Below are 22,939 nucleotides of genomic sequence, written 5' to 3' on the forward strand. Positions count from 1 at the left end.
AGCCCCGCCGTATCGGTTGTCCTACCCATGCAGTACCGTGCCTGCCATGTCAGAGATCACGACCGACACCCCGGTCACCCCGCCCGGTCCGGAGGCTCCGGCCGACGGCCCCAACTACCTCAGCCACAAGCAGATCATGGTCGTCATGGGCGGCCTCATGGCCGGCATGCTGCTGGCGGCTCTCGACCAGAGCATCGTCGGCACGGCGCTGCCCACCATCGTCAGCCAGCTCGGCGGTATCGACAAGCTCTCCTGGGTGGTCACCGCCTACCTGCTGACCTCGACGGCGGCCACGCCGCTCTGGGGCAAGATCTCCGACCTGTACGGCCGCCGGAGCATCTTCCAGGCCGCGATCGTGATCTTCCTGATCGGTTCGGCGCTGGCCGGCCTCAGCCAGAACATGGGCGAGCTGATCGGCTTCCGCGCCATCCAGGGCATCGGTGGCGGTGGTCTGATGTCGCTCGCCTTCGCGATCATCGGCGACGTCATACCCCCGCGTGAGCGTGGCCGCTACCAGGGCCTGATGGGCGCCGTCTTCGGCCTCTCCAGCGTCGCCGGCCCGCTGCTCGGCGGCTGGTTCACCGACTCCATCGGCTGGCGCTGGATCTTCTACATCAACCTGCCCGTCGGCATCGGCGCGCTGGTCGTCTGCTCCTTCGCGCTCAAGCTCCCGGTCAACCGTCGCGAGCACTCGATCGACTACCTCGGCTCGACGCTCATCGTCACCGCCGTCACCTCGCTGCTGCTCTACCTGAACTGGGCCGGCACCAGCTACGGCTGGATGAGCTGGCAGGGCCTGGCCCTGTGCCTCGGCTCGGTGCTGCTGACGGTGCTGTTCGTCCTGGTCGAGCAGCGGGCCAAGGAGCCGATCCTGCCGATGCGGCTGTTCCGCAACCCGGTCTTCCGGACCGGCAACGGCTTCGGCTTCTTCGCCGGTTTCGCGATGTTCGGCGGCATCATCTACCTGCCGGTCTACCTCCAGGCCGTGCAGGGCATGTCGGCCACCAAGTCCGGCCTCGGCATGCTCCCCGCCGTCGCGGGCATCATGGCCACCGCCATCACCTCCGGCCGGATCATGGCCAAGACCGGCAAGTACAAGATCTATCCGATCGTCGGCGCGCTGGTGATCATCGGTTCGCTCTTCCTGCTGTCGACGCTGGGCAACACCACGCCGTACTGGCAGGTCGCCCTCTTCGCCTTCGGCTTCGGCGCGGGCCTGGGCCTGACGATGCAGACGCTCGTCACGGCGATCCAGAACTCGGTCGACTTCCGTGACATGGGCGTCGCCACCGCTTCGGCGACCTTCTTCCGCCAGATCGGCGCCTCGATCGGGACGGCGATCTTCGGCACGGTGCTCACCAGCCGTCTGTCCCACTACCTCAAGCAGGAGTTCGCCCACAGCCCGAAGGGCGCGGGTGCGCTGAAGGGCATGGACACCAACAACGTCCAGGCCATCAAGGCCCTGCCGGCGCCGATCAAGACGCACGTCACGTCGGCGTTCGCGCACGCCATCGGTGACCTGTTCCTGGTCGGTGTCCCGTTCATCGTGATCGCCCTGGGCTTCGCCCTGGTGCTCAAGGAGATCCCGCTCAAGTCCCTGGGCGGTCCGGCCCCGGACGCGCCGCCGGCGCACTGAGGTCCTGCCGGCGAGGGTGCCCGGGCCGCCGCACGGCGGCCCGGGCACCCTGCCGTTTCCGGGGCCTCAGTCGTCCAGGCGGCCCATCGAGAGATTGACGACGGTGCCGGTCAGCCCACTGGCCCCGTCGGAGGCCACGAAGGCCGCCGTGCGGGCCACCTCGTCGGCCGTCATGGCCCGGTGGGTGTGACTCGAGCCGGTGATGTACTCCTCGAACTGCTCCCAGCTCAGGCCCGAGCGCTCCGCCTTGGCCTCGAAGGCCTCACGCAGCGTCGCCGTGTCCGGCAGGCCGTGCGGACGCAGGCCCACCACCCGGATGCCCTGGGGCGCGAGCTCCGCCGAGAGGTCGCGCGTCAGCGCCTCCTTGGCGGCGCCCGAGGCGCCGTAGCCGCCGTTCAGTACGCTGCCCATCCGTGCCGGGAGCGCGGTCACCGTCATGATCACGCCCGACCGGTTCGGCAGCATGTTCCGGGCGGCGATCCGCGCGGTCAGGAAGTACGAGCGCGCGTAGTCGGCGATCGGGCGCACGAACGCGTCGGCGTCCAGCTCGGTGAGCGGGGTGCCGAGGATGCCCCGGTCGCAGAAGCCCACCGCGTTGAACGACACGTCCACCCGGCCCGCCCGCTCCACCACCGACCGCAGGTGGTCCTCGACGGCCCGCTCGTCGAGCGCGTCCACCTCGTCCGCCTCGGCGCGGCCGCCCGCGGCGATGATCTCCTTGGCGACCAGCGCGACCGGCTCCCGCCGGTGCCCGGTGAGGAAGACCCGCGCCCCCTCCACGGCGAAGGCCCGTGCCGTCGCGCTCCCGATCGCGCCCGCGGCCCCGTAGACCACGGCGATCCTGTCCTTGAGCAACATGTCCCGCTCCTCTCGTGTGCTCCTGGTGAGGTAGAGGGGCGGAGACGGGGAAACTGGGCGCTCGCGGACCGCCCAGTTAGCGGGCCGGGTGGTGTCGGTAACGGGAGTGCTGTTCTCGCGGAGGAGGATCTGTTCGTGACTGCCGACCTGATCGATCGGGCGAGGGCCGGGGACGGTGAGGCGTTCCGGCAGCTGACCGAGCCGCACCGGCGCGAGCTGCAGGTGCACTGCTACCGCATGCTCGGCTCGCTGCAGGACGCCGAGGACGCCCTCCAGGACACACTGCTCTCCGCCTGGCAGGGCCTCGACGGCTTCGAGGGCCGCGCCTCGCTGCGCACCTGGCTCTACCGCATCGCCACCAACCGGTGCCTGAACACCCTGCGTTCGGCGAAGCGGCGCGCGGCGCGCGAGTGGAACGTCCCCGGCATGGTCCCGCCCGAGCCGACCCGTCTCGGCGAGGCGGTCTGGCTGGAGCCCTACCCCGACGCGCTGCTGGGCGACGTCCCGCCGCCCGGTCCCGACGCCCGCTACGAGCAGCGGGAGGCCGTCTCGCTCGCCTTCGTGACGGCGTTGCAGCTGCTGCCGCCCCGTCAACTCGCGGTCCTCGTCCTGCGCGACGTCCTCGGCTTCCACGCGAGCGAGGTCGCGGCGATGCTCGATGTGTCCGTCGACTCCGTCACCAGCGCGCTCAAGCGCGCCCGCGCGACGTTGGAGCGCCGTGCCCGCCCCGACGACGCCTCCGCGGCCCCGGCCGCCGGCTCCCCGACCGAGGAGGCGCTGGTCGCCCGCTTCGTCACCGCCTACGAGGCGGCCGATCTGGAGGCGCTGGTCGGCCTGTTCACGGACGACGTCTTCATGTCGATGCCGCCCATCCCGTTCGAGTACGAGGGCCGTGCCCTGGTCCGCCGCTTCCTCGCCGGCCTCTTCGGCGCGGGCCGCACCTTCGACCTGCTGCCCACCCGCGCCAACGGCCAACCCGCCTTCGGCGCCTACCTCCGCACCCCCTCCGGCGTCCGCCGCGGCACCGGCCTCATCGTCATCACCCTGCGCGCCGACCGCGTCTGCGCGACCTCCCGCTTCGAGGGCAGCGTGCTGCCGTGGTTCGGCCTCCCGGAGACGCTGTGATGCCGCTCAGTAGTCGAAGCCCACGTGGACGTGGTCGTGGTGGGTGTCGTCGCTGAAGAACTGGTTGCCGGAGCCGCTCAGCAGGTACGGGCCGCCGACGTTGTAGGAGCCGGCGGCGGCTGCGGCGCGCATGAAGGACTCGACGAGGGCACGAGGGGTGGCCGGGTCGATGACGGGGTGGCCGTCGATGGTCCAGACGTCGAAGGCACGGCCCTTGGGGTGGTCGCTGGGGCGGGTGGTGCCGAAGACGTAGAGGGGGTGGCCGGAGCGGACCACGCTCAGCATGATGCGGTGGCTGCGAGCCAGGGTCAGCAGCCCGTTCAGCGCGCTGTCGTGGACGTTGCCGCTCAGTACGTCCGCGTGGGCGGCGGGCGGGAGCGTGATGGCCTCCACGTCGGCCAGGACGGCCCGGGCCGCGGTCGTCAGCGAGGCGGCCGCCGGGCCGGGGGTGGCGGGGTGGAGCGCGGTCACGTCCCACTGCGGCTGCGCCGCGCTGAGGCGGACGTCCACCGTGGTGCCGCCGGAGTCGTTGCCGGGCGTGTACTGGCGGCAGACGACCAGGACGCTGGCCGAGTCGGAGAGGATCCCGCCGTACTGTGCCTCCAGCACCTGGACGGCCGCCTCCGGCGCGGCCACCAGCAGCCCGCCCGCCTGATCCGCCAGAGCCGGGTCGTACCCGGCGTCCGCCGCGCGCTTCCGCGCGGCGGCGAGGCCCTGACCACCGACCGGCCACGTGCCGAGCGCCTCGATCAGCCGGACGGCGCGCAGCTTCACCTCGGGCTGGACGTCGTTCGGACTCGGCCGCCAGGGCGCGGTGAGGTGCAGCGTCGCGGACGCGCTCGGGCTGGGGCTGGGGCTGGAGCTGGGCGATGCCAGGGTGGGGGAGGGGGCGGGCGCCGCCGGCGTGGCCGAGCGGCTCGACGGGGATCCGGCCGCGCTGGGGTGACCGCTGGAGGACGTGCACCCGGCCACGCCGAGGGCCACCCCCGCGCCGAGGGCGAGCGCGCTGCGCCGGCTGATGGTGCCCACCGCTCCAGTCTGCACCCTCTCGCTGCCGCCGCCGGTTGCACCACCCCAGGGGTGCGGGGAACTGCTGATGTGCGGTTCAGTCGGGAGGTGCCCCCTGCGTGGGCGCGAGCAACCACTCTGTGCGGATGGCCCTGAGCAGTTCCTCGCGCCCTTGGGGTGGCAACTTACGCCGAGGCGCGGGCCATCTCGTCAAGGGCCCGCAGCAGGCCCGGCAGGGACGGGCCGCGGCCCAGCGGCAGGACCTCGTGGGGCTTCTCGTCCAGCAGCAGCAGGGCGATGTCGTCGGTGTTGGCCGCCAGCGACCAGCCCGGGCCGTCGGCGCGGACGATACGGGCGCCGTCGGGGGCCGGAGCGGAGCGGACCCGGCCGGCCGGCGGCGGGTCGCTGGTGTAGCCCATGGCCTCGTCGAGGACGCGCTGGATGTGGGCGGGGGGCTTGGCGCCGGTGCCGTCGAAGGAGGCGTGCAGACCGACCTGGTCGCGCCAGGCGAGCCACTGCTTGGCCACGTCGTCCGCGGCCATGCGGCGCTGCGCGGGGCCCCAGGCCTTGGGGTCGGGCGCGGTCAGCAGCATCCCGCCGGGCGCGGAGCGCGGGTCGTGCGGCTCGGGGAGCCCGGGGGTGGCGACGGTGAGGCTGAGCGGCCAGCCGGCGACGGTGTCGACGACCGTGCGGTCGGGCGCGGAGAGCTCGTAGGGCATGCCGCAGTCCCAGGCGGCGATGGCGCAGCCGATGAGTGCGGCGTCGTCGGAGACGACCGTCCAGCGCGCGCCGGTGGAGTCCTGGCCGAAGAGCAGGCCGTAGCCGTCCGACCAGGGCTCCAGCCCGAGGGCCGCGCAGGCCTCGGGGTAGTCGTCGCCGAGGACGCTCGGAAACTGCCCAGGTGTCAGCAGCAGGGCGGTGAGCACGTGGAACGTGTCCAGCTCGTCCTTGGCGTTGCCGTTCGCGGTCATGCACGCCCCCACATCCGTGGCTCGCTCGTTGGGGGGCATGCTAGTGACGCGTCGGCGCGCCACGCCAGGGACGAAAAGGACGGGCCGCCGTGACCTGAGAGGTCACAGCGGCCCGGCGGTTACTTACGGGTAGCGGGACTCAGCCCGCCGTCACGGCGCGCAGGCTCTCGCGCAGCGAGGACATGGTCGCGAGCACAGCCGTCGGCTCGTAGCCGCAGTGCGCCATGCAGTTGTCGCAGCGGGCGTCCTTGCCGCGGCCGTAGTTCTCCCAGTCGGTGGTGTCCAGCAGCTCCTGGTAGGTCGCCACGTAGCCGTCCGCCATCAGGTAGCACGGCTTCTGCCAGCCCTTGAGCGAGTAGGACGGGATCGCCCACGGGGTGCACTCGAAGTCCTTCTTGCCCTCGAGGAAGTCGAGGTAGAGGGCGGAGTGGTTGAGGCGCCACTTCTTGCGGCGGCCGTCGCCGAAGGCCTTCTTGAACAGCTGCCGGGTCTGCTCGACACCGAGGAAGCGGTCCTGGTCCGGGGCCTTCTCGTAGGCGTACCCGGGCGAGATCTGCATCCGGTCGACCTTGAGCTCGTCGTTCAGGTAGTCCAGCACCTCGATGATGTCCTGAGGGCTGTCGTTGTTGAAGAACGTCGAGTTCGTGTAGACCTGGAAGCCCGCCGCCTTGGCCTGCTTGATGGCGGCGACGGCCTCGTCGAAGACGCCGTCCTTGCTCACCGACTCGTCGTGCCGCTCGCGCAGCCCGTCGATGTGGACCATCCAGGCGAAGTTCCGGTGCGGCTTGAACTTGTGGAGGTGCTTGGGCAGCAGCACGGCGTTGGTGCAGAGCACGACGAACTTGCCGCGCTTGAGCAGCTGGCGGGTGATCTCGTCGATCTGCGGGTGCATGAGCGGCTCACCGCCGGCCAGGGACACCATGGGCGCCCCGGACTCCTCCACCGCCGCGACCGCCTGCTCGACCGGCATGCGCTGCTTGAGCACGCTCGCCGGGTGCTGGATCTTGCCGCACCCCGCACAGGCGAGGTTGCAGGCGAAGAGCGGTTCGACCTCGACGATGAGTGGGAACTTCTCGCGGCGGAGAACCTTCTGCTTGAGGAGGTATGTGCCCATCTTGACGGTCAGATTGAGTGGGAGTCCCATGATCTCTCTCTCCGTTCCCCCGGGCGACGGGTCCGTGGCCCTCTTCTAACATACAGTCTGTATGGAACAGGATGCAGGTATGACAGCACCCCGATCGACGCGTTCGTTGCGCAGCCGGCGCGCGGAACACACCGCCGACACCCGGCGCGCGCTCGTGCGCGCCGCGCGCACCCTCTTCGCCGAGCGCGGGTACGCCGCGACCGGGACGGAGGACATCGTCGCGGCGGCGCAGGTCACCAGGGGTGCGCTGTACCACCACTTCAAGGACAAGGCCGACCTGTTCCGGGCGGTCATGGGCGAGTGCGCCCAGGACATGGCCGAGCGACTGGTCGAGCAGGAGACCGCCCGCGCCGAGAGCGAGACGGGTGACGCCTGGACGCTGCTGCGGCACGGCTTCCAGTCCTTCCTGGACGCCTGCAACGACCCGGACTTCCAGCGGATCGTGCTGGTCGAGGGCCCGGCCGTGCTCGGCCACAGCGCCTGGGACGCACTGGTGGAGCAGCACGGCTACGTGCTGCTCGCGGAGGAGCTGACCCGGGCGATCGACGAGGGCAGCATCTCGCCGATGCCGGTCGCTCCGCTCACCCGTATGCTCGCCGCGCTGATCTCCGAGGCGAGCCTCTACATCGCCCGCGCCGAGGACCACGAGACGGCGCGCAAGGAGGCGGGTGAGGTGCTGGAGCGCCTGCTGACCGGCCTGTCGCGGCAGGACCCGTCGCGTACTGGCGCGTAACTTCCACCGTTCGAAGCCTTCCCGAGCCGGGACGCGTCCCCTACTCTCTCGATTGCGCCACTGATTACTGGCACAGTTGTGGGAGGAGAGGAAGCGGCATGGGGAGCAGCGCCACGGTCCAGCACGTCAAGGTGGCCATCATCGGCTCGGGCTTCGGCGGCCTCGGTGCCGCCGTGCGGCTCCGCCAGGAGGGTGAAACGGACTTCGTCGTCCTGGAGCGCGGCGACAGCGTCGGCGGCACCTGGCGCGACAACAGCTATCCCGGTTGCGCCTGCGACGTTCCCTCCCACCTGTACTCGTTCTCCTTCGCGCCCAACCCGGACTGGCCGCGCACCTTCTCCGGCCAGCCGGAGATCCGCGCCTACCTGGAGCGCGTCGCCGACCGCTTCGACCTCCGCGGCCACCTGCGCTTCCGCCACATGGTCACCGGCGCGCGCTGGGACGAGGGGACGGCCCGCTGGGAGATCGACACCGAGCAGGGCCACTACAGCGCCCAGGTGCTGGTCGCCGCGACCGGCCCGCTGTCGGACCCGTCGATCCCCGACGTTCCCGGCATTGCCGACTTCCCCGGCGAGATCTTCCACTCCGCGCAGTGGAACCACGACTACGACCTGGCCGGCAAGCGAGTCGCCGTCATCGGCACCGGTGCCTCGGCGATCCAGATCGTGCCCGCCATCCAGCCGAAGGTGGGCCGGCTGACGCTCTTCCAGCGCACCCCGCCGTGGGTGATGAGCCGCATGGACCGCAACGTCACCGCGGCCGAGCGCTTCCTCTACCGCCACGTCCCCGCCACCCAGAAGGCGCTGCGCGGCGCGCTGTGGCTGGTGCGCGAGTACCAGGTCGGCGCGTTCGTGAAGCGCCCGGGCCTGCTGCGCGCCGCGGAGGCGCTGGCGCTGGCCAACCTGAAGCGGGGCGTCAAGGACCCGGTGCTGCGGGCCAAGCTGACGCCCGACTACCGCTTCGGCTGCAAGCGCGTGCTGCTGTCCAACACCTACTATCCGGCGCTCGCCCAGCCGAACGTCGACGTGGTCGCGGCCGGTCTGAGGGAGGTCAAGGGCAGCACGCTGGTGGCCTCCGACGGCACCGAGCACGAGGTCGACGCGATCGTCTTCTCCACCGGCTTCCATGTCACCGATCTGCCGGTCGCGGACCACATCGTGGGCGCGGGCGGGCGGACGCTGGCCGAGGAGTGGGTGGAGGGCATGGCCGGCCTGCGCGGCACGACCGTGCGCGGCTTCCCGAACCTGCTGCTGGTCATCGGGCCGAACACCGGCCTCGGGAACAGCTCGATGGTGCTGATGATCGAGTCGCAGCTCAACTACCTGGCCGACTACCTGCGCAAGCTCGACGCCAGCGGCGCGGTCGCGCTGGACGTGACCGCCTCGGCGCAGCTGCGCTGGAACGACGAGGTGCAGCGCCGGATGGCGAGGACCGTCTGGAGCACCGGCGGCTGCCGCAGCTGGTACCTGGACGCCAAGGGCAACAACACCACGCTGTGGCCCGGCACCACCGCGCACTTCCGCCGCGAGACGCGCACCGTGGACCTGCACGAGTACGACCTGATCCACGCGTCCGTCGCCCAGCCCGTCAACGCCTGAGGGAGATAGATCGACATGTCGAGCAAGCAGAGCATGGCCGGGCAGGTCGCGGTGATCACGGGCGCGGCGCGCGGCGTCGGGGCGCAGCTGGCCCGGGTGCTGGCCGCGCGCGGCGCGAAGGTGGCCCTGGTCGGGCTGGAGCGGGAGGAGTTGAAGGAGGTCGCCCAGGAGTGCGGCCCCGAGGCCGGCTGGTGGGAGGCCAACGTCACCGACCGCGACGCGCTGCGCGGCGTCGCGTCGGAGATCGTCGAGCGGTACGGCCGCATCGACGTGGTGGTCGCCAACGCGGGCATCGCGACGGGCGCGCCGTTCGTCGACTCCGACCCCGAGGTGTGGACCCGCGTCATCGAGGTCAACCTCGTCGGCAGTGCGAACACGGCGTGGGCGTTCCTGCCCTCGCTCGCCCTCTCCCGCGGCTACTTCCTGCAGATCGCCTCACTGGCGGCGATCACCCCCGCGCCGCTGATGAGCGCGTACTGCGCGAGCAAGAGCGGCGTCGAGGCCCTCGCTCACTCCATCCGTCCCGAGCTGGCCCTCAAGGGCGTCAAGGTCGGCGTCGGGTACCTGAGTTGGACCGACACAGACATGGTCCGCGGCGCGGACGAGGATCCGGTCATGCGCGACATGCGCGCGGCGTTGCCCTGGCCGCTGAACCGGACCTATCCGCTGGGTCCGGCGGTGGACCGGATCGCCGACGGGATCGCGCGCCGCAGCGCGCACGTCTACGCCCAGGCGTGGCTGCGGGGCATGCAGCCGCAGCGGTACCTGGTCCCGATGATCATGGGGGCCGTCGGCCCCATGCGCCTGCGCGCGATGGGCAGCCGCCTCGCGGAGTTCGCCGAGAACCCCCGCGGCCTCGTCGGCCGCGGCGGCGCCGCGGACGCGGCGGACCGTGAAACGCACATCCACTGAGGGACGTTGTGTGAGGGACGTTGCGCCCCGTGAGGCCTACGGCCTCACGGGGCCTCGCCCTGTTCGTCGTCCGGTGCGCAGGTGAAGCGCGCGACCATGGAGTGGAACAACCCCCGCTCCTCGGCGGTGAAGCAGGCGGTCATGCGCTCGTCCGCCCGGGCCGCCGCCGCCGCGACCCGCTCGACGCACGCGCGGCCCGCGTCGGTCAGCACGACGGCGTGGGCCCGGCGGTCGGTCGGGTGGGCCTCGCGGCGCACCAGCCCGCGGGCCTCCAGGATGTCCAGTGTGCGGACCATGGCCGACTTGTCCACGCCCATGCTGTCGACGAGTTGGCGCTGCGTCTGCAGCCCGAGCACGCCGATGTGCAGCAGGATCCCGGCGTGGTGGTTCTCCAGGTCCAGCGGCCGCAGCTCCTCCGCGAAGAGGCGGGCGGCCCGGAGGTGGGCGTGGCGTAGTGCCAGTCCCAGGGACTCGTGCTGCGCGGCGGGGTGCTCGTCCATCGGTCCCAGTCTAACCGCCAATGGGCGTGCGTGAAACAATCTCATATGAGACTATCTCCCCGGACATGAAAGATCGTCTCTGGGGGAAACGCCATGTCGCTCCAACCTGCACGCCCGCGTTGGCCGTTGGTCACGCTGCGGGTCACCGCCGCGCTCGTCGCCCTGCTCGCGCTGGCGCAGCCCGTCCTGGCCGGCGGCTTTCTGCAGGGGATCTATCCGCTGCTGGACGCCCACATGATGGCTGCGATGATCCTCGCCACGGCCGTGCTGCTCTCCGTCGTCGCCGCGCTGCTGGTGTGGCGGGTCGGCGGCGGTCCCAGCTCGTTCGCCCTGCGCTACTTCGTGCTGCTCGTCCTCTGCGTCGCGCAGATCAGTCTGGGCTTCGAGCGGGTGCTGATCCTGCACATCCCGCTCGGGGTCGGCATCTTCGTGATGGCCGAGAAGTTCGTCGCCGAGGTCTTCCGCTCCAAGCCGGACGCCGCGAGCGCCGAGGTCACCGCCGGGACCCTCGTCGAGGCCACCGCCGAGGCGCAGGCATGAGCGGCCGGGACGCTTGGAGTCGACGCAGGTTCCTCGGTGTGGGCGCCGCGGGCGTTCTCGGGGCCGGTGCGGTCGCGGTGGGCCTGCCCGCGCTGGGTGCCCTGATCCCCGGCGGCCAGCCGGGGCTGCTGCTCGCCAGTCAGGTGCCGCTGCCGAGGCGCTACGCCGCGCAGCTGCCGATCCCGTCCGTCCTGCAGCCGGTCCGCACCGACGGCACCACGGACTACTACGAGATCACCGCCCGCCCGGGCCTGGCCCGGATCGTGCCCGGCCACGACACCGAGGTCTGGGGCTACCAGGCGCTCTTTCCCGGGCCCACCATCGAGTCGCGCTCGGGCCGCCGTACGGTGGTCACCCACCGCAACGAGCTGCCGCACCCGACCGTGGTGCACCTGCACGGCGGCCACACCCCGCACGACAGCGACGGCTACCCGATGGACCTGATCGCGCCCCTGGGCGGCGGCAGCGGCGGGCCCGGCGGCTCCGGCATGGCCGGAATGGCGGGCATGGGCTCCGCGGCGAACGTCAAGCCGGAGCGCGTCTACGACTACCCGATGAACCAGCGGGCCGCGACCCTCTGGTACCACGACCACACCATGGGCTTCACCGGCCCGCAGGTCTACCGGGGTCTGGCCGGCTTCCACCTGGTCCGCGACGACGAGGAGGCCTCGCTCGGCCTGCCGCAGGGCGCCCGCGAGCTGCCGCTGATGCTCGCCGACCGCGCCTTCGCCGCCGACGGCTCGTTCGCCTACCCGGCGCTGGACCCGAGCGAGATGAAGCCCGGCGTCACCACCCCCTACATGAACGGCGTGCTGGGGGACGTCATCCTGGTCAACGGCGCCCCGTGGCCCTTCGCTCCGGTCGACCGCGCCCGCTACCGGCTGCGGATCCTCAACGCCTCCAACGCGCGCCGCTACCGCCTGGAGCTCGACCCGCAGCCGCCCGGTGGCGGAGGCCTGCTGCAGATCGGCTCCGACGGTGGCCTGCTGGCCCGCCCCGTCGCGCACGACGGCATCGAGCTGGCTCCCGCCGAGCGCTTCGACGTGGTCGTCGACTTCTCCCGCTACCCGGCCGGGAGCAGCGTCCGGCTGGTCAACCGGCTCGGCAGCGGCAGCACGGCCGAGGTCATGCGTTTCGACATCGGCAGCGCACAGGTGAGCGACGACTCGCGCGTCCCCGGCGGCACGCTGGCCGAGGTCGAGAAGCTGGACCCGGCCAAGGCCGTCGCCACCCGGACCTTCGTCTTCAACAAGTCGAAGGAGAACTGGACGATCAATGGGGAGGAGTACCGGCCCGGTCACTCGCTCGCCTCGCCGAAGCTCGGGCAGATCGAGGTCTGGCGGTTCGTCACCGACTTCCACCACCCCGTCCACCTGCACCTGGACCCGTTCCAGGTGATCAGCAGGAACGCCGCCGATCCCGGTGAGTACGACGCCGGCTGGAAGGACACCGTCGACGTGCTGCCCGCGCAGGGCGTCGAGGTCGCGGTCCGCTTCTCCGACTACGCGGGACGGTTCCTGCTGCACTGCCACAACCTCGAGCACGAGGACATGGCGATGATGGCGGAGTTCACCACGCAGTGACGCCGTGCGCCGCCGCGGCCGGACTCAGCGCAGTCCGGCTGCGGCGGCCCGCACCTCGTCGAGCAGGACCCGCAGGTCGTCCTCGGTCGTGGTCGCGTTGAGCAGGCACGCCCGCACCGCCTCACGGCCGCCGAGGACGGTGCCGGTGACGAACGCGCGGCCCCGCTCCTGGACCGCGACGCCGAGCGCCGCGTTGACCCGGTGCCGGGTCTCCTCGTCCGCGTCGGCCGGAGCCCAGCGGAACGCGACGATCGAGGTCTCGACGGGGGAGAGCAGCTCCAGGTCCGCCGCCTGCGCGACCATCCGCCCCAGCTCCCGGGCGAGCCCGCAGCAGCGGGAGACGTCCCGCACCACACCCGCGCGCCCCGCCGCGGCCAGCGTCGCCCAGACCTTCAACGAGCGGAACGGTCGGGTCTGCTCGATGCCGTACTCGGAGAACCAGCCCAGGCCGCCCGCCGCGTCGTCGCGCAGGTAGGGCGGCACCAGGCTGAACGTCCCGCGCAGCTGCTCGGCGTCGCGGACCAGCAGGCAGCCGCAGTCCACCGGGACACCCAGCCACTTGTGCGGGTCGAGCGCGAGCGAGTCCGCCCGCTCCAGGCCCGCGTAGCGTGGCGCCGCCTCCGGGTCCAGCCGTCCGAAAGCGCCGTAGGCGCCGTCGACGTGCAGCCAGAGCTTCTCCTCCGCGCAGACGTCCGAGAGCGCGCCCAGGTCGTCCACGACGCCCGCGTTCACCGTCCCCGCCGAGCCGGCCACCAGGAACGGCACCAGCCCGGCCGCCCGGTCCGCGCGGATCCGCTCCCGCAGGGCGAGCGGGTCCAGCCGTCCGGCGCCGTCACCCGGGACGGTCACCAGATGCCGACTCCCCAGGCCGAGCAGTTCGGCGGCCTTGCGCACACAGGAGTGCGTCTCGGTGCTGACGTAGCCGACGAGCGGCGGCAGCGCCGCGAGGCCGTCCTCACGGACGTTCACCCCGAGCCCGGCGGCCGCCCGGTTCCGGGCGGCGGCGAGCGCGACGATCGTCGCCATCGACCCGCCCGAGGTCAGCAGCCCACCCCCGGGCGGGTGCGGAAACCCGACGAGCTCCGCGAGCCACCTGACCACCGTGCGCTCCAGGTGCACGTCGGCGTGGTCGCCCCCGGCCGAGCTGGGATTCATCGCCGCGGCGGCGAACGCGCCGAGGATGCCCGCGGGTGCGGGGGCGGCGTTCACCCAGCCGAAGAAGCGCGGGTGACCGTTGCCCATGGGGTAGGGGAGCAGCTCCGCCCCGATGGCCGCGACGAGGTCCCCGAGGTCGGCGCCCTCCTCCGGCAGCGGCCGCGTGAGCAGCCCGGTGCGCGCGTCGGAGGGCATCGGCGCCCAGACGGTGCCGTCGGGCAGCCCGTCGAGGTAGTCGGCGAGCATGTCGGCCACACCGTGTGCGGCCCCCCGGAAGTCGCTGGTCATGCGGACACTCTAGGCATGCGGGATCAGCTCGGGCAGGCGGGGACCACGCCCGGTCCCGGCCCGCGGGGCTCCGCCGCGCGGGCGCGAGCGGTTACCTGCGCTCCCGGACGCGGGTGCACTGTCCAGGGGCGCGGGGAACTGCGCGAGAAACCACCGGCTGCGGATGGCCTCGTGCGTCGAGGACCACCGGCCTGCGGATGGCCCCGTGCGTCGAGGACCACCGGCTCGGCGGTGGCTTGTCGCGCAGTTCCCCGCGCCCCTGAGGTGTCTGCACGCTCAGGTGCGGGGCTCGCTCAGTGCGACGGAGTCGCCCGGCGGGGTGCGCTTCGGCCGGCGGGGCTCGCGGTCGCCGGACGGGTCGGGGCCGGTGTCCGGGCCCGGGCGGGCGCCGCGGCCGCGGACGCGGTCGGAGACGAAGCGCATCGGCGCGCTCAGCGCGATCGCCAGTGGGTGGCGCGTCACCTCGAAACCGAGGCCGCCGCTCCGGCCACCCGCGCGGCCCCACGTGCGTTCCAGGGGGTAGCCGATGAACAGCCACAGCGGAGCCGTGGCGACGAGGACCGCGCCGATCGCGGTGCTGCGTCGCCGGCGTCGGCCGTGGACGGAACCCGTACGGCCCCTGCGGGGTTGCGCACTGTCTGATGCCATGTCACCCTCCCGTCCGATCCAGGGTGCATCGCACCGGTCACCCCGTGCAAACAACGTGCTCAACGCGTGATCGCAAGGGAGACTGGAGTGGTCCGACCCGTCGGCTGTGGGAGAGGGGAACCGTGAGCGTCGTCGCTGGGAGGCAGCCGATGGGCGAGCAGCGGGACACGGGAGGGCCACCCGCCCACCGCGGCCGGCTGCACCGCCTCGCCCGCAAGGCGGCCCGGCCGATGCTCGCGGCGCTCTGTGGTGGGCTGCCGGTGCTGATCTTTCCCACGCCGGGGTGGTGGTGGTTCGCGTACGTGTGCCTGGTGCCCCTGCTGCTTGTGCTGCGCGCCGCGCCGACGCCGCGCCGCGCGGCGTGGCTCGGGTGGTGGGGCGGCATCGGCTTCCTGATCGGGGTGATGAGCTGGCTGATCCCCTCGCTCGGCCCGGCGATCGTCGTGCTGGCGGCGTTCCTCGGTGTGCTGTGGGCGCCGTGGGGGTGGCTCGTGCAGCGCCTGCTGCACGGCACCCCGGACGCCGGACGCGCGCTCGCGGCCGTCGTGCTGGTGCCGACGGGCTGGCTGCTGACCGAGACCGTCCGCTCCTGGCAGTACCTCGGCGGGCCGTGGGGGCTGCTCGGCGCCAGCCAGTACCAGCAGCACTTCGCACTGCGGCTCGCCTCGGTCGGTGGGGTCTGGCTCGACAGCCTGCTCATCGTCGCCGTCAACACCGCGATCGTGGTGCTGCTCGTGGTCTGGGGCCGCTCGGCCGTCGCGTGGCTGACCCTCCTCGGCCTCGCCGCCGGGACGGTGGCCGCCTCCGTCTGGGCCCCCGTGCCGCACGCCACCGGCCGGACCGCCGCCATCGGCGTCGTCCAGCCGGGTATCGGCGTCGCCAACGACGCCGTCTCGGACCGGACGGTCAAGGGCGAGCAGCTCACCGCGACCCTCGCCGCGGGCCACCCCGACCTCGTGCTGTGGGGGGAGAGCAGCGTCTCCTTCGACCTCGACGCCCGCCCCGACCTGGCCGCCCGTCTGGCCCGCCTCTCCGCCGCGACCGGCACGGACCTGCTGGTCAACGTGGACGCGATCCGGCCGGGCAAGGGCGGCATCTACAAGAGCTCGGTGCTGGTCGGCCCGCAGGGCCTGACCGGGCAGCGCTACGACAAGATCCGGCTGGTGCCGTTCGGCGAGTACATACCGCTGCGGCCGGTGCTCGGCTGGGTCGCGGACCTCTCCAAGGCCGCCGCCGTCGACCGGCGGCGCGGCAGCGGCCCGGTGGTGATGACCGTGCCCACGCGGGACGGCGGGAGCCTCCGCGTCGGGCCGCTGATCTGCTTCGAATCCGCCTTCCCCGACATGAGCCGGGCCCTCGCGCGGGACGGCGCGCAGGTGATCCTGGTCCAGTCGGCGACCCCGACCTTCCAGGACACCTGGGCGCCCGAGCAGCACGCCTCGCTTGCCGCGCTGCGCGCCGCGGAGACCGGCCGCCCGGTCGTCCAGGCGACGTTGACCGGCGTCAGCGTCGCCTACGACGCCTCCGGCCGCCAGGTCGGCCAGAGCCTGGGCAAGGACGCCTCGGCGGCGACCACCTACACGGTGCCGCTCGTCACCGGGAGCACGCTCTACGACCGCTGGGGCAACTGGGTCCCGGCGGGCTCCGCGTTGGTGCTGCTGCTCAGCGGCGCGGCCTGGGCGGTCACCGTCCGCCGCGGCCGGCCCCGTTCCTGACCGGCCGGGCCCCGGGCCCAGCAGCCCCGAACGGCGGCAGTCAGCGCGAGATCCTGCCCGAAATCGGGCAGGATTCTTGGTGAACCCTTCGAGTCGTGCGTAAGGTCGTGCCTCGTGTCCCAGGCCAGCCACCCCCACGACGACCTGCTGCAGCACCTGCTCCGCACCACCGCGCTCCGGCCGGGTGAGGCCGCCCGCGTCGTCGCGGACGTGCTCGCCTACTTCGGTGAGAGCACCGAGGAGTACGTGCGCCGCCGCCACGGCGAGCTGCAGGCGCGCGGGCTGACCAACGACCAGATCTTCACCCGCGTCGGCCAGGAACTGCGGCAGCGCCGCGTGGCAGCCCCCGAGCTGTCCGCGCGTCAGCTGCGCCGCCTGGTCTACGGGTGACCCCAACACGGGCGAGCAAGCCAGAGGAAGAGGAGTCGGTACGTATGTGCGGAATCGTGGCCTACATCGGCGGCAAGGACGCGGCCCCCATCCTGCTGGAGGGCCTCGCCCGACTGGAGTACCGCGGATACGACTCGGCGGGCGTCGCCGTCACCGGCAAGACCGGCGGCCTGAAGCTGGTCAAGAAGAAGGGCCGGGTCGCCGACCTCGCCGCCGCGGTGCCCGCCCGCTTCAAGGGGACGGCCGGCATCGGCCACACCCGCTGGGCCACCCACGGCGAGCCCAGCGACGCCAACTCCCACCCGCACCTGGACACCGCGCAGCGCTTCGCCGTCGTGCACAACGGCATCATCGAGAACGCCGAGGAGCTGCGGGCCAAGCTGGAGAGCGAGGGTGTGGTCTTCGTCTCCGAGACCGACACCGAGGTCCTGGCCCACCTGATCGCCGCCCACGCCAAGGACGCCGCCGAGCTGGAGGACGCCGTCCGCGCCGCGCTGGCCCGCGTCGTCGGCACCTACGGCATCGCCGTCCTCGACGCCGAGCGCCCCGACCGCATCGTCGTCGCCCGCAACGGCAGCCCGATCGTGCTCGGGATCGGCGAGAAGGAGATGTTCGCCGCCTCCGACGTGTCCGCGCTGGTCCGCTACACCCGCCAGGTCGTCCACCTGGACGACGGTGAGCTGGCCACCGTCCGGGCGGACGGCTTCTCGACGTTCACCCAGGACGCGCGGGTCACCGCGAAGCAGCCCTCGACGGTGGACTGGGAGGAGGCCTCCTACGACACCGCCGGGCACGCGCACTTCCTGATCAAGGAGATCTCCGAGCAGCCGGCCGCCGTCGAGCGCACCCTCTCCGGCCGCGTCGACGAGCGCTTCGCCACCGCGCACCTGGGCGGCCTCAACCTGGACGCGCGCGAGGCGCGGGCCTTCCGCCGGGTCAAGATCCTCGGCTGCGGCTCCGCGTACTACAGCGGCGAGCTCGGCGCCCAGCTGATCGAGGAGCTGGCCCGGATCCCCGCCCACGCCGAGCCCGCCTCGGAGTTCCGCTACCGCAACCCCGTCATCGAGGCGGACACCCTCTACATCGCGGTCAGCCAGTCGGGCGAGACCTACGACACCCTCGCGGCGGTCCAGGAGATCAAGCGCAAGGGCGGCCGGGTGCTGGGCGTCGTCAACACCGTCGGCAGCGCGATCGCCCGCGAGTGCGACGGCGGCGTCTACCTGCACGCCGGCCCCGAGATCTCGGTCGCCTCGACGAAGGCGTTCACCTCGACGGCCGTGGCGTTCGCGCTGATCGCGCTGCACTTCGGTCGGGTCCACGACCTCTCCCCGGCGGACGGCCGCCGCATCTGCGCGGGCCTCAAGGCGCTGCCCGGCCAGATCCGGGAGATCCTCGCCCAGGAGGGGTCGATCGCGAAGCTGGCGGCGGAGTACGCGCAGAACGCCGGGATGATGTTCGTCGGCCGCGTGCGCGGCTGGCCGGTGGCGCGCGAGGGTGCGCAGAAGCTGAAGGAGGTCTCCTACGTCCACGCGGAGGCCTACCCCGCGAGCGAGCTCAAGCACGGCCCGCTGGCCCTGATCGGCCCCGAGCTCCCGACGGTCGCCGTCGTCCCCGACGACGAGCTGGTCGAGAAGAACCTCACCACGCTGGGCGAGATCCGCGCCCGCCACGGCCGCGTCCTGATGGTCGGCCACACGGCGCCGGACCCCAAGTACGCGGAGGACTGCATCCTCGTTCCCAAGAACGAGCCGGAACTGGACCCGATCCTGCTGGGCATCCCGCTGCAACTCCTCGCCTACCACGCCGCGGTGGCCCTGGAGCGCGACGTGGACAAGCCCCGCAACCTCGCCAAGTCGGTCACCGTGGAGTAGGTGCAACCACCCCAAGGGGCGCGGGGGTGCGCGGAACTGCGCCCCCGCGCCCCTTGGCTGTGCAACCTCAGCGTGCTGCGGCCTCCACCGGGACCGGCGACAGGTGGGCAGTGATGACCAACGTCCCCTCCTCGACCTGGTAGTCCAGCGGGACGCCCAAGCGGCGGAGGGTGGAGATCATGCCTGTGTTCGCCGCTGTCGTCACCGCGTAGACCTCGGCCACGCCCGCGCTGCGGGCCAGTTCGGTCAGGCGCTGCACCAGCGCGCCGCCGATGCCGTGGCGCTGCCAGGCGTCCTCGACGAGGACGGCGATCTCGGCTGCGTCCTCGTCCCAGAGCAGGTGGGCGAGGGCCACGATCGCGCCGTCCTCGGACTCCACCGCCAGCGTCTGGCCGTGGCGGGGGTCGAGCAGGTGGCCGAGGTAGCGGTCGGCGTCGCCGACGGGGCCGTGGTAGCGCTGGCGGAGGGTGCGCGAGCTGCAGCGTTCGTGCATCGCGGCAGCCGCGACGCGGTCCGCGGGCTCCGCGCGGCGGACGGCGATCTCGCGCATCGTGTGCGCGGTGCGCTCGCCGCTCAGGCGCAGCGTGGCGCGGTCCTCGGGGACGCGCGGGCCGAGCTGGGCGTCGAGTTCGACGAGCGCGCGGGCGCGGGCGAACTCCGTGGGAGTGAACGGCGGCTGAACGCGCGTCAGCTCGATGACGCCGCCGGCCGGGTCGCGCAGGCGCATGACCGCGCCGTTCAGCTCGTCCTCGTCGATCCGCTCACCGCCCACCGAGCGGATCCGGCAGCGGCCGAACAACTGCCGCAGGGCCAGAGGGAGTTCCGCCGCGTCGTGGGCGGTGCGGGTGGCCATGGTGAGCACCCGGGTCGGGATGTCGACCAGGTCGTGCGCGTCGGCGCGCTCCAACCACACCTCGGTGCCGCCGGCGGCCACCAGCGCACGGCTCAGCTCCTGCGGGGGCAGGGCCGGGGACGCGCGGACGACGAACTCGTCGACCGTCTCCTCGGCGAGCGGGTGGGCCTGCATCGAGACGATGTTGACGGGGATGTCGGCCAGGCCCCGGCACAGCGCGGCCAGGCTGCCGGGCGCATCGGCGACGGTGACCCGGACCCGCCAGAGCGCGACCTCCTCCGGCGGCGTCGCCGCGGTGGGCGCGGCCGGACGGGCCTCCACGTCGCCGGCGCCGGAGACATCGGAGGCCGCGTGGGACGCCGCGTGGGAGGCCGAGGTGATCGTCCCTGGCGGCGCGTGGGTATGCCGGTGGGTCCACCAGCTGTGCCACACCGCTGTGGCGACCAGTGCGAGCGCGGAGACGAGCAGCAGCACCGGTCCGTCGTGGCCGTGCACCACGACGTTCGCGACCAGGTCGGCGACGGCCACGGCGGCGAAGACGGCGGACAGTTCGACCGTGTCGCGGCGCCAGCGGTGTCGGGTGGACGGGTGGGACTGGGAAGAATGAGAGCGCTTCATGCCGTCATGTTGCCGAAGCAGTGTTTCGTGATCACGAACCGATCATGACCGCGAAGTAAAGCTTGGATTTGAAGTGGAATGTCCGATTTCCATCATGGACGGTCGCGCAGCCGGCCGGGCGTCGTGCCCAGGCGCCTGCGCAGCAGCGTCGTCAGGGTCGTGCCGTTCTCGTAGCCGACGCGGCGGGCGACCGTGTCCAGGGGCAGGTCGGTGGTGCGGAGCAGGTGCACCGCCTGTTCCAGCCGGATCCGCTGCGCGAAGCCGACGGGCGTCAGCCCCGAGCAGGCGCGGACCGTGCGCTGCAGGGTGCGCTCGCTGACACCGAGCGCGCGGGCGGTCTCAGCGATGCGCAGCGGCTGGTCGAGGCGGCCGCGCAGCCGGCGCTCGAACGCGTCGACCAGCGGTTCGGTGCGGGCGAGATGGCCGGGGATGGCGTAACTCGCTTGGCTGGGGCGGGAGTCGACGACGAGGTAACGGGCCGTGAGCTCGGCGAGCGCCGGACTGACCGACCGGACCAGGGCGAGGGCGAGATCAAGGTGCGCGAGTGCCGCGCCGGCCGTGGTCACCTGCGGGGTGGGGACGACCATCCGCGACTCGTCCAGCGCGACCCGGGGGTAGCGCCGCCGGAAGGCGGGCGCGAGCCACCAACTCGTCGTCGCCGGCAGGCCGTCGAGGACCCCGGTCTCGGCGAGGACGAACGTCCCGGCGCACGCGGCGGCCAGCGCGGCACCCTGCGAGCGGGCCCGGAGCACGGCCTCCCGGGCGGGCTCGGCGGCGTCGGACGCCACCCACCGCGTCAGCCGGTCCGCGCGCGGATGCCAGACACCGGGCACGACCAGGAGATCCGTCGGCCCCGCCGTCGCCGCGGGTGCGGCGTCGACGGTGTGGCCGGCGGCCGTGCGCGCCTGCCCCCGACTGCCTGGCGCGACGCAGCGCACCTCCCAGGCGGGTGGCGGCGTGGGCAGCTCCCCGCGCAGCGCGTCGGCGGTGCGCAGCACGTCGAGCACCGCGGCCAGGCCCGAGTCGAAGACGTCGTCGATCACCAGCACCGAGACCCTCATGTCGGAAACGGTAAGGGATTTGCCGGAACCGCCACTACGGCGGGGGAGTGCCGCGCTCGTAGCGTGGGCGGAAAGCCAACCCCTCTTCCTTCGACACGGCAGGAGTCGCGCCCATGAGCAGCCCCGACACCGTCCACCTCGGCTACCTGGTGAGATTCGAGGCCAGGCCCGAGCACGCCGAGGAGTTCGGCCGGCTGCTGGGCGGTGCCGCGCTCGACCTGGCGCGCGCGGAGGAGGGCACCACGGTCTGGTTCCCGCTGCGCCTCGGCCCCACCACGTTTGGTGTCTTCGACGCCTTCCCCGACGAGGACGCCCGCCAGGCCCACCTGCACGGGCGCATCCGCGACCTCCTGCGCGCCGAGGGTCCGCGCCTGCTGGCCGCACCCGTCGAGGTGCTGCCGGTGGACGTGCTGGGGGCGAAGCTCCCCACGGGAGAGTCCGTCACCGTTCTCTGACGCACGATCAACAACGACTTGGCAAACGGTTCGTGACGGACGGTTGCGGACGTGCCGGACGTGGCGGGATCCTGCCCATGACTCAAGTGGCGGCTCCCAGGGGCCAGGGTGGCCGGTCGGCCGCTCAGGCTCCTGCGGCGGGCGGGGGTTTCGCATGGCAGTCGTGTGGCGGGGCCTCGTGTCCCGGATCCGGTACCGCAGGTGGCGCCTGATCGGCGACGCCGTACGGAAGGTGCCGCTGCTGCTCGGGACGATCGGCTGCGTGCTGCTGGCCCTCGCGACCACCGGGAGCGCCATGCACCCGCACTGGGGTTTCGCGCCGTACGCCCTGCCGTTCTTCGCCGCCGCCGTCGCGCTGCGCTGGTGGCGTGCCCCGGAGGAGGGCCTGCCCGACGCACTGCGCCTGCGGCGGCGAAGCAGGCGGATCGCCCTGCGCTTCGCCTCCGTGCCCGGCGTCGGTGCGGCGTCGGCGCTCGCCCTCGCGGCCGGCTCGCACGAGACGTTCGCCCGTGACTCCTACGAGGCCGCCCTCTGGCTGGCCGTGGCTGCGCCCGTGCCGGTCCTGGCGGAGCTGGCGCTGTGGCGCCTGGCCCCGACGACGCTGCAACGCGACATCCGCATCGGCGGCCTGGTCGAGCAGCTCCAGGATCTCAACGCCCGTTCGGCGCGCAGCAGTCAACTGGTGTTCGATCCTGAGCTGGGCCATGCCGGGCGCGTGGTGCCGCAGCGGCACACCCCGCGCCCGGAAGCCCCCGGAGCGCCCTGTGCGGTCGTGCCGGATCACGGGATCGCCCGTCGGATGGCGATGCAGATGCTGTCCTTCGCCGAGGAACGCTGGATCGTCAACGCGTCCATCTGCTGGGACGGTTCCGTGCTCGTGGTCACCGACATCGGCGGCCGTCGGGTGGCCTCGCCGGCGCTGCGCGGGGCGCGTGGCCTGGCGGGCGAGCCGGTGGAACTGGTCTGGGTGCTGGAGCAGGTGGCCGGCGACCCGGTCCCGGTCCAGGAGGCCTGGGTGCTCCTGCTGGACTCCGAGGACCGGGTCCTGCTGACCATGTCGGGCCTCGGCTTCGACGCGCGCGAGGTCGCCGAACTGGCCGGCGCCGCGGGCCTGGCGTTCAGCAGTTACCGCCTGCTGTTGCCCGACGCCGAGCGGCTGGGCCACGCTCTGCTGCCCCGGATGTTCCCGCGGCGTCGTGGCCACATCCGCGTGCAGGTGGGCCTCGCGTCGACGTAGGGCGGGTGCTGTGGCGGTGTCGTGCCTGGCGGTTGTCACA

General features: G+C 72.6%; 21 protein-coding genes. 12 read left to right on the forward strand and 9 right to left on the reverse strand.

What is annotated here, in order from left to right; translation table 11 throughout:
• The first annotated feature begins 46 nt into the window (after positions 1-46).
• The gene (locus BMY61_RS26070) at positions 47-1,636 is read left to right on the forward strand and encodes an MDR family MFS transporter (protein WP_042455363.1); all 1,590 of its coding nucleotides are present in this window, start codon (positions 47-49) and stop codon (positions 1,634-1,636) included.
• Between the two features lie 66 nt (positions 1,637-1,702).
• On the opposite strand, the gene BMY61_RS26075 is transcribed toward BMY61_RS26070, so the two are convergent.
• Entirely contained in the window at positions 1,703-2,494 is a 792-nt protein-coding gene (locus tag BMY61_RS26075; RefSeq protein WP_042455365.1) for an SDR family NAD(P)-dependent oxidoreductase, read from the reverse strand.
• A 135-nt stretch (positions 2,495-2,629) separates the two neighbouring features.
• On the opposite strand from BMY61_RS26075, the gene BMY61_RS26080 reads away from it, so the two are divergent.
• On the forward strand, positions 2,630-3,619 hold the full coding sequence (locus tag BMY61_RS26080) for a sigma-70 family RNA polymerase sigma factor (RefSeq protein ID WP_042455368.1): 990 nt from the start codon (positions 2,630-2,632) through the stop codon (positions 3,617-3,619).
• A 6-nt stretch (positions 3,620-3,625) separates the two neighbouring features.
• Here the strand turns inward: BMY61_RS26080 and BMY61_RS26085 are convergent, their stop codons facing one another.
• The 3 genes from BMY61_RS26085 to hpnH form a co-directional block, all read right to left on the reverse strand.
• Positions 3,626-4,648 (reverse strand): hypothetical protein, encoded by a 1,023-nt coding sequence (locus tag BMY61_RS26085; protein WP_236656560.1) that lies wholly within the window; start codon positions 4,646-4,648, stop codon positions 3,626-3,628.
• A 164-nt stretch (positions 4,649-4,812) separates the two neighbouring features.
• On the reverse strand, positions 4,813-5,598 hold the full coding sequence (locus BMY61_RS26090; protein ID WP_042455370.1) for a hypothetical protein: 786 nt from the start codon (positions 5,596-5,598) through the stop codon (positions 4,813-4,815).
• A gap of 139 nt (positions 5,599-5,737) precedes the next feature.
• The gene (gene hpnH, locus BMY61_RS26095; protein WP_042455374.1) at positions 5,738-6,742 is read right to left on the reverse strand and encodes an adenosyl-hopene transferase HpnH; all 1,005 of its coding nucleotides are present in this window, start codon (positions 6,740-6,742) and stop codon (positions 5,738-5,740) included.
• A gap of 79 nt (positions 6,743-6,821) precedes the next feature.
• Between hpnH and BMY61_RS26100 the strand changes: the two genes are divergently transcribed.
• The 3 genes from BMY61_RS26100 to BMY61_RS26110 all read left to right on the forward strand — a co-directional run bounded on the left by BMY61_RS26100 (position 6,822) and on the right by BMY61_RS26110 (position 9,985).
• The gene (locus BMY61_RS26100) at positions 6,822-7,475 is read left to right on the forward strand and encodes a TetR/AcrR family transcriptional regulator (protein WP_042455377.1); all 654 of its coding nucleotides are present in this window, start codon (positions 6,822-6,824) and stop codon (positions 7,473-7,475) included.
• Between the two features lie 98 nt (positions 7,476-7,573).
• Complete coding sequence (locus BMY61_RS26105) at positions 7,574-9,073, forward strand: flavin-containing monooxygenase (RefSeq protein WP_042455380.1); 1,500 nt, start codon at positions 7,574-7,576, stop codon at positions 9,071-9,073.
• A gap of 15 nt (positions 9,074-9,088) precedes the next feature.
• On the forward strand, positions 9,089-9,985 hold the full coding sequence (locus BMY61_RS26110) for an SDR family oxidoreductase (protein ID WP_042455390.1): 897 nt from the start codon (positions 9,089-9,091) through the stop codon (positions 9,983-9,985).
• A gap of 44 nt (positions 9,986-10,029) precedes the next feature.
• Here the strand turns inward: BMY61_RS26110 and BMY61_RS26115 are convergent, their stop codons facing one another.
• The gene (locus BMY61_RS26115; RefSeq protein ID WP_052439220.1) at positions 10,030-10,485 is read right to left on the reverse strand and encodes a MarR family winged helix-turn-helix transcriptional regulator; all 456 of its coding nucleotides are present in this window, start codon (positions 10,483-10,485) and stop codon (positions 10,030-10,032) included.
• Positions 10,486-10,578: 93 nt separating this feature from the next.
• Here BMY61_RS26115 and BMY61_RS26120 point away from each other — a divergent pair, with 93 nt between their 5' ends.
• Positions 10,579-11,025, forward strand: coding sequence for a hypothetical protein (locus BMY61_RS26120; protein ID WP_143094529.1), 447 nt, complete (start codon positions 10,579-10,581; stop codon positions 11,023-11,025).
• Positions 11,022-12,608 (forward strand): multicopper oxidase family protein, encoded by a 1,587-nt coding sequence (locus BMY61_RS26125; protein ID WP_042455393.1) that lies wholly within the window; start codon positions 11,022-11,024, stop codon positions 12,606-12,608. Before BMY61_RS26120 ends, BMY61_RS26125 begins: the two co-directional genes overlap by 4 nt.
• 24 nt (positions 12,609-12,632) lie before the next feature.
• Here the strand turns inward: BMY61_RS26125 and BMY61_RS26130 are convergent, their stop codons facing one another.
• Positions 12,633-14,051, reverse strand: a complete 1,419-nt coding sequence (locus BMY61_RS26130; protein WP_042455396.1) for a pyridoxal phosphate-dependent decarboxylase family protein — start codon at positions 14,049-14,051, stop codon at positions 12,633-12,635.
• 276 nt (positions 14,052-14,327) lie between these two features.
• Entirely contained in the window at positions 14,328-14,699 is a 372-nt protein-coding gene (locus BMY61_RS26135; RefSeq protein WP_075004073.1) for a hypothetical protein, read from the reverse strand.
• Between the two features lie 122 nt (positions 14,700-14,821).
• Between BMY61_RS26135 and lnt the strand changes: the two genes are divergently transcribed.
• The 3 genes from lnt to glmS all read left to right on the forward strand — a co-directional run bounded on the left by lnt (position 14,822) and on the right by glmS (position 18,675).
• Entirely contained in the window at positions 14,822-16,414 is a 1,593-nt protein-coding gene (gene lnt / locus BMY61_RS26140) for an apolipoprotein N-acyltransferase (protein ID WP_425314708.1), read from the forward strand.
• A 114-nt stretch (positions 16,415-16,528) separates the two neighbouring features.
• Entirely contained in the window at positions 16,529-16,804 is a 276-nt protein-coding gene (locus tag BMY61_RS26145; RefSeq protein WP_042455401.1) for a hypothetical protein, read from the forward strand.
• A 44-nt stretch (positions 16,805-16,848) separates the two neighbouring features.
• Complete coding sequence (glmS, locus tag BMY61_RS26150) at positions 16,849-18,675, forward strand: glutamine--fructose-6-phosphate transaminase (isomerizing) (RefSeq protein WP_042455405.1); 1,827 nt, start codon at positions 16,849-16,851, stop codon at positions 18,673-18,675.
• Positions 18,676-18,742: 67 nt separating this feature from the next.
• Here glmS and BMY61_RS26155 read toward each other — a convergent pair whose 3' ends face one another.
• Together BMY61_RS26155 and BMY61_RS26160 are read right to left on the reverse strand one after the other, a co-directional pair.
• The gene (locus BMY61_RS26155) at positions 18,743-20,146 is read right to left on the reverse strand and encodes a GNAT family N-acetyltransferase (RefSeq protein WP_075004074.1); all 1,404 of its coding nucleotides are present in this window, start codon (positions 20,144-20,146) and stop codon (positions 18,743-18,745) included.
• 92 nt (positions 20,147-20,238) lie between these two features.
• Entirely contained in the window at positions 20,239-21,207 is a 969-nt protein-coding gene (locus BMY61_RS26160; RefSeq protein ID WP_042455410.1) for a GlxA family transcriptional regulator, read from the reverse strand.
• 113 nt (positions 21,208-21,320) lie between these two features.
• Here BMY61_RS26160 and BMY61_RS26165 point away from each other — a divergent pair, with 113 nt between their 5' ends.
• Together BMY61_RS26165 and BMY61_RS26170 are read left to right on the forward strand one after the other, a co-directional pair.
• The gene (locus BMY61_RS26165) at positions 21,321-21,662 is read left to right on the forward strand and encodes a putative quinol monooxygenase (protein ID WP_052439222.1); all 342 of its coding nucleotides are present in this window, start codon (positions 21,321-21,323) and stop codon (positions 21,660-21,662) included.
• A gap of 154 nt (positions 21,663-21,816) precedes the next feature.
• Positions 21,817-22,899, forward strand: coding sequence for a hypothetical protein (locus BMY61_RS26170; RefSeq protein WP_042455413.1), 1,083 nt, complete (start codon positions 21,817-21,819; stop codon positions 22,897-22,899).
• Positions 22,900-22,939: the final 40 nt, after the last annotated feature.

Source organism: Streptacidiphilus jiangxiensis (genome assembly GCF_900109465.1).
Lineage (GTDB): Bacteria > Actinomycetota > Actinomycetes > Streptomycetales > Streptomycetaceae > Streptacidiphilus > Streptacidiphilus jiangxiensis.

Coding starts and splice junctions, on each gene's coding strand:
- BMY61_RS26070 (WP_042455363.1), top strand. CDS start 47: ATGTCAGAGATCACGACCGACACCCCGGTCACCCCGCCCGGTCCGGAG.
- BMY61_RS26075 (WP_042455365.1), bottom strand. CDS start 2,494: ATGTTGCTCAAGGACAGGATCGCCGTGGTCTACGGGGCCGCGGGCGCG.
- BMY61_RS26090 (WP_042455370.1), bottom strand. CDS start 5,598: ATGACCGCGAACGGCAACGCCAAGGACGAGCTGGACACGTTCCACGTG.
- hpnH (WP_042455374.1), bottom strand. CDS start 6,742: ATGGGACTCCCACTCAATCTGACCGTCAAGATGGGCACATACCTCCTC.
- BMY61_RS26100 (WP_042455377.1), top strand. CDS start 6,822: ATGACAGCACCCCGATCGACGCGTTCGTTGCGCAGCCGGCGCGCGGAA.
- BMY61_RS26105 (WP_042455380.1), top strand. CDS start 7,574: ATGGGGAGCAGCGCCACGGTCCAGCACGTCAAGGTGGCCATCATCGGC.
- BMY61_RS26110 (WP_042455390.1), top strand. CDS start 9,089: ATGTCGAGCAAGCAGAGCATGGCCGGGCAGGTCGCGGTGATCACGGGC.
- BMY61_RS26115 (WP_052439220.1), bottom strand. CDS start 10,485: ATGGACGAGCACCCCGCCGCGCAGCACGAGTCCCTGGGACTGGCACTA.
- BMY61_RS26120 (WP_143094529.1), top strand. CDS start 10,579: ATGTCGCTCCAACCTGCACGCCCGCGTTGGCCGTTGGTCACGCTGCGG.
- BMY61_RS26125 (WP_042455393.1), top strand. CDS start 11,022: ATGAGCGGCCGGGACGCTTGGAGTCGACGCAGGTTCCTCGGTGTGGGC.
- BMY61_RS26130 (WP_042455396.1), bottom strand. CDS start 14,051: ATGACCAGCGACTTCCGGGGGGCCGCACACGGTGTGGCCGACATGCTC.
- BMY61_RS26135 (WP_075004073.1), bottom strand. CDS start 14,699: ATGGCATCAGACAGTGCGCAACCCCGCAGGGGCCGTACGGGTTCCGTC.
- glmS (WP_042455405.1), top strand. CDS start 16,849: ATGTGCGGAATCGTGGCCTACATCGGCGGCAAGGACGCGGCCCCCATC.
- BMY61_RS26155 (WP_075004074.1), bottom strand. CDS start 20,146: ATGAAGCGCTCTCATTCTTCCCAGTCCCACCCGTCCACCCGACACCGC.
- BMY61_RS26160 (WP_042455410.1), bottom strand. CDS start 21,207: ATGAGGGTCTCGGTGCTGGTGATCGACGACGTCTTCGACTCGGGCCTG.
- BMY61_RS26165 (WP_052439222.1), top strand. CDS start 21,321: ATGAGCAGCCCCGACACCGTCCACCTCGGCTACCTGGTGAGATTCGAG.
- BMY61_RS26170 (WP_042455413.1), top strand. CDS start 21,817: ATGGCAGTCGTGTGGCGGGGCCTCGTGTCCCGGATCCGGTACCGCAGG.